The sequence below is a fragment of the Arthrobacter sp. Bi83 genome (assembly GCF_918698095.1).
Taxonomy (GTDB): Bacteria; Actinomycetota; Actinomycetes; order Actinomycetales; family Micrococcaceae; genus Arthrobacter.
On the sequence record NZ_CAKKLY010000029.1, the window covers coordinates 49,233 to 59,289 of the forward strand.

Below are 10,057 nucleotides of genomic sequence, written 5' to 3' on the forward strand. Positions count from 1 at the left end.
TGTCATGCCTTCGCTTTCGGGGCGGAGGCTGCCTGGGCAGCGGAACTGCCGGACGCCACCTTGATTTCACCGCGGGCCGCCTTGCCGCCAATGTCGCGGCGGAACTGGGCGCCTTCGAGCTGCACCAGCTCAACGCCGTCGTAGGCCTTTTCCCGGGCCTCCACGAGGTCGGAACCAAGCGCGACCACCGCGAGGACGCGGCCGCCGGCGGAGACCACTTTGCCTTCGTCGTCAAGCTTCGTCCCGGCGTGGATCACGTGGACGCCGTCAAGCTCGTCCACCTTCTTGAGCCCGCGGATGCGGTCGCCGGTACGCGGGGTGTCGGGGTAGTTTTCGGACGCAACGACGACGGCGACTGCAGTCTCCTTGGACCAGCGCAGCTCTTCTGCCTGGTCCAGTTCGCCCCTGGCAGCCGACAGCAGCAGGGAACCGAGGGGCGTCTTCAGCCGCGCGAGCACGGCCTGAGTCTCGGGGTCGCCGAAACGGACGTTGAACTCGATGACGCGCGTGCCGCGGGAAGTCAGGGCCAGGCCGACGAACAGGACGCCGACAAACGGGGTGCCGCGGTGTGCCATTTCGTTGACCGTAGGCTGGGCCACCCGGTCGATGACTTCCTGGACCAGGCCTTCGGGCGCCCATTCCAGCGGGGTGTACGCGCCCATACCGCCGGTGTTGGGTCCTTCGTCGTTGTCGAAGATGCGTTTGAAATCCTGCGCCGGGGACAGCGCCACGGTGTTGCGTCCGTCGCAGAGGACAAACACGGAAACCTCGGGACCGTCCAGGAATTCCTCGATCACCACGGTTCCGCCGGCGTCGAAGCAGGTCTGCGCGTGAGCCAGAGCTTCATCCCGGTTGTTGGTGACCACCACGCCCTTGCCTGCGGCCAGCCCGTCGTCCTTGACCACGTACGGCGCGCCGAAGGTGTCCAGGGCGGCTGCGGCTTCCTCGGCGTTGCCGGCCACCAGCGCCATGGCGGTGGGAACACCGGCTTCAGCCATGATCTGCTTGGCAAACGCCTTGGACGCCTCCAGCTGGGCGGCGGCCTTGCTCGGCCCGAACACGGGAACCCCGGCGGCGCGGACCGCGTCGGAAACGCCGGCGGCGAGCGGAGCCTCGGGGCCCACCACCACGAGGTCGACGTCGAGCCGGGTGGCGAGAGCCGCCACGGCATCCGGATCGTTCCCGTCGATCGCGTGCGTGGGGACGAGCCGGCTGATGCCGGCGTTGCCCGGAGCCGCGTGGACTTCGGAGACGTTGGGGTCTGCAAGCAGGGAACGGACAATGGCGTGTTCGCGGCCACCGGGGCCAATGACGAGTACCTTCACAGTCTCCAAGGGTACTTTGTGGACACCGCTGGTTCCTAAGCTATGTCGTGCCGCCCCGCGCTCCGGCGTCCCCGCACGCATTGGAACCGCGCCGGAACAATCCCGCGGGCCGGCCGCTACGAACCAAGGGCATGAAGAAGCTGATGAAGTGGCTCAAGGGCCCCGCCGCACTGGCGGCGGTGGCAGGGGTGGCGGCGGCCGCCGTCGTTCTTTCCGTTGCGGAACTGATCGGAGCGTTCTTTACTGCGCGGGCAACGCCCGTGATTGCCCTGGGCTCCACGTTCATCGACTTCACGCCGCCGTGGATGAAGGACTTTGCCATCGCCACGTTCGGCACCAATGACAAGGCTGCGCTCTTCGTTGGCATGGGCCTGACCATCTTCCTGCTCGCTTGCGTACTGGGCGTGGTGGCATACCGGAAATGGGCGCTGGGCGTGGCCGGGGTGCTGCTGATGGGCTCAGTGATCGTGGCGAGCGTGGTGACCCGGGCCAGCGTGAAGCCGGTCGACGCCATTCCGACTCTCCTCGGGACCCTCGCCGGACTGGTCGTGCTGCGGCTCCTGATCTCCCGGCTGTGGCGGCTTCACTCCTTTCCCGATGCTCCGGCTGGCGTCGCGGCGAAGGAGCCTGAACGCCCCGCAACAACGCGGCGGGCGTTCTTCGCCGCTACCGGCCTTACTGCAGTGGCGGCCGGCATCGCAGCTACCGGGGGACGGCTGCTGAGCGCCGCGCGAAGCAACGTGGCCCAGGCGCGCGGGTCGCTGCGGCTGCCTGCCCCTGCTAAGGTCGCCCTTGCAGTGCCGGCTGGGGTTCAGTCCGCCACACCGGGCGTCACGCCGTGGCTTACGCCAAATGGTGACTTCTACCGGATCGACACCGCCCTGAGCGTGCCGGAAATCAACGCCGACGAGTGGGAGCTCCGGGTGCACGGACTCGTGGAGCAGGAGGTCCGCCTCACGTTCCAGGACCTGCTCGACGCCGAGCTGATCGAGTCGCATGTGACCCTCACCTGCGTGTCCAATCCGGTGGGCGGCAACCTCGCCGGCAACGCGAAATGGCTCGGGTTGCCCCTCCGCGAAGTCCTCAAGCGGGCCAGGCCAAAGGACGGCGCGGATATGGTCCTCTCCACCTCCATCGACGGGTTCAGCGCATCAACGCCGTTGGAGGTCCTGCAGGACGACCGCGACGCCATGCTCGCCATCGGAATGAACGGTGAGCCGCTGCCGCTGGAGCACGGCTACCCCGTGCGCATGGTGGTCCCCGGACTGTACGGCTTCGTTTCCGCCACCAAGTGGGTAGTGGACCTCGAAGTCACACGCTTCGCCGACAACAGGGCGTACTGGACGCAACGCGGCTGGTCCGAACGCGGTCCCATCAAGACCATGGCCCGGGTGGAGGTGCCCAAGTCCTTCGCCGTGGTCAAGGCCGGACGGGTGTCGATCGGCGGCACGGCGTGGGCGCAGACCCGGGGCATCACCAAGGTGGAGGTCCAGATCGACGGCGCCGGGTGGGCCGAGGCAGTGCTGTCCGACGAAGCCTCCGTGGTCACGTGGCGGCAGTGGTCCTTCGACTGGGATGCCAAGCCGGGACCGCACTACATCAGAGCGCGCGCCACGGACGGGACGGGCGAGGTCCAGACGGAAAAGCGTGCCGATCCCGTGCCGGACGGCGCGTCCGGCTGGCAGTCCGTGATGGTCACGGTCGAGTAGGGCCGTGCCCAGGCACGCCGTCCGGCAGGCTGCCCGGATGCCCGGTACGGCCTGCCGGAACAGGTCCCGGGGAATGCCAATCCGGCACCATAGACTGGGGCCATGCCCCTAACTTCGCATGCCACATTCTCTGTGGAGTCCGCCGTCGAGCTCGCGGTCGTTGAACGGAGCGGATTTGTCGAATCGCGGCACATTGGGGCGGCAGTGGTCCTGGCGGCGGACGGCACGGTGGTCACGCAGCTGGGCGACATCACCACCCCGATCCTGGCCCGGTCAACGCTCAAGCCGCTCCAGGCCCTGGCGTCCATGCAGTCCGGGGTTCCGCTCCGCGGCGCGCAGGTGGCGCTCGCCTGCGCCAGCCACACCGGGTCGCTGGACCACATGGACGTGGTGGAAGGAATGCTCAAGGCCGCCGGCGTCAAGGAGGACCAGCTGCAGTGCCCGGCCGCGTGGCCGCAGGACGAGACGGCCCGCACCTGGCTCACTCGCTCCGAGAAGGGCAAGTCACGGCTGGCCTACAACTGCTCCGGCAAGCACGCAGCGTTCCTCTGGGCGTGCATGGAGAACGGCTGGGACAAGCACAGCTACCTCGAGCCGAACCACCCCCTTCAGCAGCGCATCCGCACAGTGATCGAGGAATTCTCGGAGGAGAGGATCGCCCACCTGGGCATCGACGGCTGCGGCGCCCCTGTCGCTGCCATTTCCCTGACGGGCTTGGCCCGCGCATACTCCCGGCTCGCCAAGGCACCCGGCGACAAGAACTCCAACGCACGGGCAGCCACGATCGCAACGTCCATGCTGGACTACCCGTGGGCGGTCCAGGGCAGGGGCGAAGCCAACACCATCGTGATGGAGGAGCTGGACGTCATTGCCAAGATCGGTGCCGAGGGCGTGCTGGTCATGGCCACGCCGCAGGGGGTCTCGGCGGCCGTGAAGGTGCTCGACGGCAACCTGCGTGCCACCTCGCTCGTGGCCCTGACCATTCTGGCTGCCGCCGGCGCCGTGGACATTCCGGGAGTGTCCAGCGTGCTGGAGAAGGTTGTTGAGCCGGTCCTCGGCGGCGGCCGCCCGGTGGGCAAGATCAGGCTGGGCCACGCTGTCTCGGCCCTGCTGGACTAGGCACTTGGCCGCGCAGGCACACTCTTACTTCCACAGCAGCAAAGGAGGCGGCGATGGCAGTAGCCCGGCGCAGGATTGACATCGACGAAGGCAAAGCGGCACTGGCCAGCTGGCTGGAAGCGGGCCAGCCGCCGTCGGGCACTGCCGTTCCCCGCCCGGTGATCGCGACGGCGGTGCGTTACTCCCTGGAGGAGGTCACCGCCCGGGCGCCCGGCAACTCGGTGGAGGTCAGGGTTCCGCCGTTCGGCGTCACGCAGTGCGTTGAGGGGCCTCGCCACACGCGCGGCACTCCCCCGAACGTCATAGAGTGCGACGCCGCCACCTGGCTGGCCATGGTGACCGGCCAGTTGGGCTGGGCGGACGCGGTGGACGCCGGGCGCGTGGCGGCTTCCGGTCTTCGCGCCGATCTCTCGGCGCTGCTGCCGCTGTAGGGCGGTTCCGGACATCCGCCCCGGTTTCGGACATCCGCATGCAGGAACCCCGGTGCGGATGTCCGGTTCCGTAGCGGAAGCCGGACCCGCACCGGGGCTGGACAAGGTTAGTGATCTGCTGGCTGCCGCTATTCGTGGTGGATGGCGGCTGAGCTTCCGGTGGCCGATGATGTCCTGGTCATCTGGAATTCGGGGATCTCGTCCGGGTTGGGCCCGCCGCGGAACTTGGGTGACGGCTGACCGCCTCCGCTGATCCGCTCGAGCTCCTGGTCCTCGAAGTCATCCTCGACGCCGAGCATGATGGCCGAGTCGTGATTGGTGATTTCACCGCGGAACGCGCGGACCATGACGCTGCGGTCGAACTGGCCCTCCCATTTGGAGACCACGAAGGTGGCCACGCAGTTGCCGAGGAGGTTGACCACAACGCGCATGGAGTCCATCAGACGGTCGGCGCCGAGGAGGAGTGCCACGCCTGCCACAGGGAAGATCCCGAGTGCCGCCGCGGTTGCGGAGAGGGCGAGGAAGGACGATCCGGGGACGCCGGCCATGCCCTTGGAGGTCAGCAGCAGGACGCCGAGGGCGGCGAGCTGCTGGCCGAGGTCCAGGTGGTGTCCGAACGCCTGCGCCAGGAACAGCAGCGAGATCGAAAGGTAGATCGCGGCGCCGTCGAGGTTGAAGGAGTAGCCGGTGGGAACCACAAGACCTGTGGTGGCCCGGGAGCAGCCGGCGTTGGTCAGCTTGGTCATGATGCGCGGCATGACGGCCTCGGTGGAAGCCGTGCCGAGGGCCAGCAGGAACTCCTCGCGGGTGTACTTGAGGAACTGCCAGAGCGGGACCCGTGCGATGCCCCAGGCCACGAGGAACAGGAGGCCGATGAAGACCAGGGCGGCTCCGTAGCAGGCGGCGATCAGTTGCGCATAGGTCCCGAGCGTATCGAGACCGTACTGGCCGATGATGAACGCCATGGCACCGAACGCGCCGATCGGGGCCACCTTCATGATCCAGGACATGATCTTGAAGATGAGTTCGAGGACGGTCTCCATGAGGCTGATGACCGGCATGCAGCGCTCGCGGCCGATGACCACGATTGCGGCGCCGAAAAAGACCGAGAAGAAGAGGACCTGCAGCAGGCTGTTGCTGGCGAAGGCCCCGATGACGCTGGTGGGGATGATGTCCAGGATGAAGGACGCAGCGTCCTTGGGCACGGCGTGGCCGGTTTTGGCGTCCAGCGCCTCCTGGGACAGCGTGCTCGGATCAATGTTCAGGCCGGCGCCGGGCTGGACAAGGTTGCCGACGATCAGTCCGAAGACCAGGGCGAAGAGCGTGGCCGCTGTGAAGTAGAGAAGTGCTTTGACTCCTACCCTTCCGACCGCCTTGACGTCGCCTACGGCTGAAATTCCGGTGACAATCACCAGGAAAATCAGCGGCGCGATGATCATCTTGATGAGCTGGATAAAGCCGTCACCGAGCGGTCTCAGCTGGGAGCCAAGGTCCGGCCAGAAATGCCCTATGAGAACACCTGCCACGACGGCGATCAGAATTTGGAAGAAGAGCGACCTGTACAGGGGCTTCTTCTTCGACGGCACCGAACTCGCCTTCAGCGCCGAGGAATCTGGGATCTTCATTGATCTGTACCTATTCAATCGGGAACAGCCCCGGAAATTGGGGTCTGATTCAAAAGTAACCCCGCTCACACTATTCCGCAAGGGGAAAATGAGTTTTCGCAATGTGGAAATATGCGTCCGTGTTCGGGCATGCAAAAACCGCCACGTTTTCGGACATCCGCACCCGGGAACCGCGGTGCGGATGTCCGCTTGCGTAGCGGAAAAGGTGGTTTCTTCTGCTAGCCCCGCCCGATGAAGGGCATGCCGGCGGCGGTGATGACCACGGAGCCCACGCTGGCAGTGGGCGGCATTCCGGCCATTAGCAGCACAGCCCGCGCGGCGTCCTCCACGGGGAACATGGGCTCGACTTTCCGCGTGCCGTCGGCCTGGAGGGCGCCGGAGCCGACGCCGATGGTGTCCATGATTTCGGTGGCGGTATTGCCGATGTCGATCTGCCCGCAGGTGATGCCGAAGGCGCGCCCGTCCAGCTCGATGCTCTTGGTCAGGCCTGTCATGGCGTGCTTGGTGACGGCGTAGGCCACTGTGCGGGGGCGGGGCGAGTGCGCGGAGATGGACCCGTTGTTGATGATGCGCCCGCCCTGCGGCGCCTGGGATTTCATGGCCCGGACGGCCGCCCGGGCGCACAGCAGCGAACCGGTCAGGTTCACGGCAACGGTCGCTTCCCAGTCCGCGAGGCTGATCTCGTCCACCGACGCCGCCGGGCCGAACACGCCCGCGTTGTTGAACAGGACGTCCACCCTCCCCCACCGCTGGAGGACGGCCGCGAAGAGGCGCTCGACGTCGTCGGGCAGCGTGACATCGCAGGGTACCGCCAGCGCGTCCGGGTGGCTGCCCGCCGTTTGGAGCAGCTGCGCCTCGCGGCGTCCGGCCAGGGCCACCCGGTAGCCTTCCGCCAGCATCTGCCGGGCCACTGCCCTGCCGATGCCGGAACCGGCCCCGGTGACGACGGCGACCCGTCCAGGCTGTGGCGCTGCAAACGGCGTTGCAGGCGGTGGCGTTGCAGGCGGTGTTGCAGGCGGCGTTGCGGTCATGGGGGTACTCCTGTGGGATGCGGGCGGCCTACAAGGCGGGCTTAGTGGGTAGCGGGAACATCCGCCGCCACCAACGGCCAGCCTATGACGGTCTTGGGCCGAGGCGTGGCATAAGTCCGCACCTTGGAGGTTGAAAGCCGCATCCGGACCAGGGATTCCGCGATGGTCACGGCGGCCGCCACGCCGTCCACCACCGGCACCCCGGCCCGCTGCCGGATCTTTTCGTCCAGGCCCGCCATGCCGCCGCAGCCGAGGACGATCACTTCGGCCTTGTCCCCGCGGACTGCCAGCAGCGCCTGTTCGATGATGGCCTCGACGGCACGCCCCGGCTCCTCCTCCAGCTCCAGGACGGCCATGCCGCTGGCCCGCACAGAGGCGCAGCGCGCATCGAGCCCGGCCAGTTTCAGCCGGTCCTCGATGAGCGGCACGGCGCGGTCCAGGGTGGTGATTACAGAGTACTTGTGGCCGAGGAACATGGCCGTACTGGCCGCGGCCTCGGTGATGTCGACCACCGGAACGTCCAGGAGTTCCTGCAGCCCTTCCCTGCCGTGCTCGCCGTAGCCGGCCTGGATGACGGCGTCGAACGGTTCCGGGTAGTTGACCACACGGTCCATCACGGCAATCGCGGCGAGGTAGCTTTCAAAGTTCCCTTCACAGGAGTCGGCACCGAACCTCGGGGTGAGGCCGATGATCTCCGTTCCCGGTGCCGCGATGCTGCGGGCCTGGGCAGCGATGGAGTCGGTCATGGACTGGGTGGTGTTCACATTCGCAACGAGAATACGCATGGATTTCTCCTGGGTGGCGGGTCGGCGGTCAGTGGGTGCTGGAGACGGCGATCGATTCGCCGTCGACATCTTCGAACCGTTGCTTGCGGTCGGCGGCCAGGTAGTAAGTCAGCGCACCGACGCCCGCGCCGAAGAACCAGGCGAACGGCGCCGCCGCTTCGAGAGCCGGCACAAAAGCGATGAGAATCGCGATGGCGGAGGCCGGCAGGAGTGCGGCGATCGCCTTGGGATTGACGCCCTTCTTGTAGAAATACGCGCCGCGCGGGTGGTCGCTGTAAAGCTCCGGCACGTTGACCTTGCCGCGGCGCAGCAGCCAGTAGTCTGCCATGACCACGCCGAACAATGGACCAAGGAGGGCGCCCAGTCCGCCCAGGAAGTACACGATCACGAGCGGGTTGTTGTAGAGGTTCCAGGGCAGGATGACCAGGCCGATGGTGCCGCTGACCCAGGCGGCCTTCCGGAAGTTCAGGTGCTTGGGGAAAAGGTTGGTGAGTGCATAGACCGGGGCCACGAAGTTGGCCATCAGGTTCACAGCGATGGTCAGGATGAGGATGGCGAGGCAGGCCAGGACCAGGAAGAGGGTGTTGGGAATGCTCTCGACGATGTCCGAGGGAGTTTCGATGATGGCGCCATTGATCTTGTACTGGCCGCCAGCCAGGACCACCACGATGGCGCCGAAGAGGAGCATGTTGATGGGAATGCCCCAGAAGTTGCCGCGGACGATGGATTTCTTGGACTTGGCCGACCGCGTGAAGTCGCAGAAGTTCAGGACGAAGGTTCCGTAAATGGAGACCCAGAGGGCGCCGCCGGCGAAAATTTTGCGCCACATTTCGCCGCCTTCCAGACCCCGGATGCCCGTCCACTGGATGGAGCCGCGGGCTTCGATGAAGACCCACACGGCCAGCAGGACCATGGTCAGCAGGATGATCGGTCCGGCAAAGGCCTCGTACTTGCGGATCATTTCCATGCCGAAGCTGACGATCACGAGCTGGACGATCCAGAGGGCCACGAACGCGGTCCATCCCAGGGTGGACAGGCCCAGTATGGAGTTGCTGTCCAGTTCGTGCAGCGACGGGATCATGGCCACGAGCATCACCCGGAGCACCACGGACGCGAGGAAGGTCTGGATTCCGAACCAGGCCACGGCCACGGCTCCGCGGACCAGGCTCGCGAGCTGGGCGCCGCGGATGCCGAAGCTGATGCGGCTCATGACCGGAAAGGGCACGCCGGTCTTCTGGCCCATGAAGCCGGAAAAACTCAGCAGCACAAAGAGCAGGGCGGCACCGATGCCCAGGGCCACGAGGATCTGCCAGCCGCCGAGACCCAGCGAAAACAGCCCGACGGCGAACGCATAGTTTCCGAGGCTGTGGACGTCGTTGGCCCACAGCGTGAAGATGCTGTACGCCGTCCAGCGCCGGCCTTCCCGCTTGGTCGGGGCGAGGTCCACGTTGTAGAGACTCGGGCTGATGGTGCGGCCGGAGGCGGCACTGGCTGTTTCGCAAAGGGCTTCGACGCCCGTTGCCGGATGGATCGGCTGGCCCGACAACACTGTCGGTGCGGGAGCCGGTTCGACGCCGACTGATGGGGTCGTCTGCATCTGGATCTCCAGTTCTGAGGGAAGGTGAAGTGGGAAGCCCGAGGCTTCCGAAGAGCGAATTCCATATTATGGAAATCACATCTTGAAAAGTGGAATAACTGTATGACCTGGGTCACGCCAGGGTCAAGGTCGCCCTGCTTCTGCGCGCAGTCATAATCGGTCCGCAAGAGCCAGCCGCACTTCGGCGCCGACCCGCCGGATGGGCCGCCTTGACCGGCACCTGCACGTCGGCCTAATCTCGAATAGCAAGAATGTTTTCTCACAATACGAAAACATCGCCCCAACATTCAAAGATGAAACGAGGCTGCCGTGGCTGCAGGAGAAGATACCTCCCATATCCTCAGCGGGTTGACTAACCAGCTGCCTGATCGTGATCCGGAAGAGACCGCCGAGTGGGTTGAGTCCCTGGATTCGCTGATCAGGGAACAGGGCACC

The 10,057-nt window shown here is 66.1% G+C and carries 8 protein-coding genes; 3 read left to right on the forward strand and 5 right to left on the reverse strand.

Annotated features, from left to right (window positions below):
* Nucleotides 1-2: 2 nt before the first annotated feature.
* Nucleotides 3-1,325, reverse strand: coding sequence for a phosphoribosylamine--glycine ligase (gene purD / locus LQ144_RS14385; RefSeq protein WP_230119392.1), 1,323 nt, complete (start codon nucleotides 1,323-1,325; stop codon nucleotides 3-5).
* Nucleotides 1,326-1,456: 131 nt separating this feature from the next.
* On the opposite strand from purD, the gene LQ144_RS14390 reads away from it, so the two are divergent.
* The 3 genes from LQ144_RS14390 (at nucleotide 1,457) to LQ144_RS14400 (ending at nucleotide 4,584) form a co-directional block, all read left to right on the forward strand.
* Entirely contained in the window at nucleotides 1,457-3,034 is a 1,578-nt protein-coding gene (locus LQ144_RS14390) for a molybdopterin-dependent oxidoreductase (RefSeq protein ID WP_230119377.1), read from the forward strand.
* Between the two features lie 102 nt (nucleotides 3,035-3,136).
* The gene (locus tag LQ144_RS14395; protein ID WP_230119378.1) at nucleotides 3,137-4,153 is read left to right on the forward strand and encodes an asparaginase; all 1,017 of its coding nucleotides are present in this window, start codon (nucleotides 3,137-3,139) and stop codon (nucleotides 4,151-4,153) included.
* A gap of 53 nt (nucleotides 4,154-4,206) precedes the next feature.
* Entirely contained in the window at nucleotides 4,207-4,584 is a 378-nt protein-coding gene (locus LQ144_RS14400) for a sterol carrier family protein (RefSeq protein ID WP_230119379.1), read from the forward strand.
* A 128-nt stretch (nucleotides 4,585-4,712) separates the two neighbouring features.
* Here the strand turns inward: LQ144_RS14400 and LQ144_RS14405 are convergent, their stop codons facing one another.
* From LQ144_RS14405 to LQ144_RS14420, 4 genes are all read right to left on the reverse strand, one after another.
* Nucleotides 4,713-6,209, reverse strand: a complete 1,497-nt coding sequence (locus LQ144_RS14405; protein WP_230119380.1) for a cation:dicarboxylase symporter family transporter — start codon at nucleotides 6,207-6,209, stop codon at nucleotides 4,713-4,715.
* Between the two features lie 218 nt (nucleotides 6,210-6,427).
* Entirely contained in the window at nucleotides 6,428-7,240 is an 813-nt protein-coding gene (locus LQ144_RS14410) for an SDR family oxidoreductase (protein ID WP_230119381.1), read from the reverse strand.
* A 41-nt stretch (nucleotides 7,241-7,281) separates the two neighbouring features.
* Complete coding sequence (locus LQ144_RS14415) at nucleotides 7,282-8,025, reverse strand: aspartate/glutamate racemase family protein (protein WP_230119382.1); 744 nt, start codon at nucleotides 8,023-8,025, stop codon at nucleotides 7,282-7,284.
* Nucleotides 8,026-8,053: 28 nt separating this feature from the next.
* Complete coding sequence (locus LQ144_RS14420) at nucleotides 8,054-9,622, reverse strand: NCS1 family nucleobase:cation symporter-1 (protein ID WP_230119383.1); 1,569 nt, start codon at nucleotides 9,620-9,622, stop codon at nucleotides 8,054-8,056.
* Between the last annotated feature and the right edge of the window lie 435 nt (nucleotides 9,623-10,057).

Bases quoted from the DNA above. Each gene is read 5' to 3' on its own strand.
- LQ144_RS14405 (WP_230119380.1), bottom strand. From the start codon at position 6,209: ATGAAGATCCCAGATTCCTCGGCGCTGAAGGCGAGTTCGGTGCCGTCG.
- LQ144_RS14400 (WP_230119379.1), top strand. From the start codon at position 4,207: ATGGCAGTAGCCCGGCGCAGGATTGACATCGACGAAGGCAAAGCGGCA.
- LQ144_RS14395 (WP_230119378.1), top strand. From the start codon at position 3,137: ATGCCCCTAACTTCGCATGCCACATTCTCTGTGGAGTCCGCCGTCGAG.
- LQ144_RS14390 (WP_230119377.1), top strand. From the start codon at position 1,457: ATGAAGAAGCTGATGAAGTGGCTCAAGGGCCCCGCCGCACTGGCGGCG.
- LQ144_RS14410 (WP_230119381.1), bottom strand. From the start codon at position 7,240: ATGACCGCAACGCCGCCTGCAACACCGCCTGCAACGCCACCGCCTGCA.
- LQ144_RS14415 (WP_230119382.1), bottom strand. From the start codon at position 8,025: ATGCGTATTCTCGTTGCGAATGTGAACACCACCCAGTCCATGACCGAC.
- LQ144_RS14420 (WP_230119383.1), bottom strand. From the start codon at position 9,622: ATGCAGACGACCCCATCAGTCGGCGTCGAACCGGCTCCCGCACCGACA.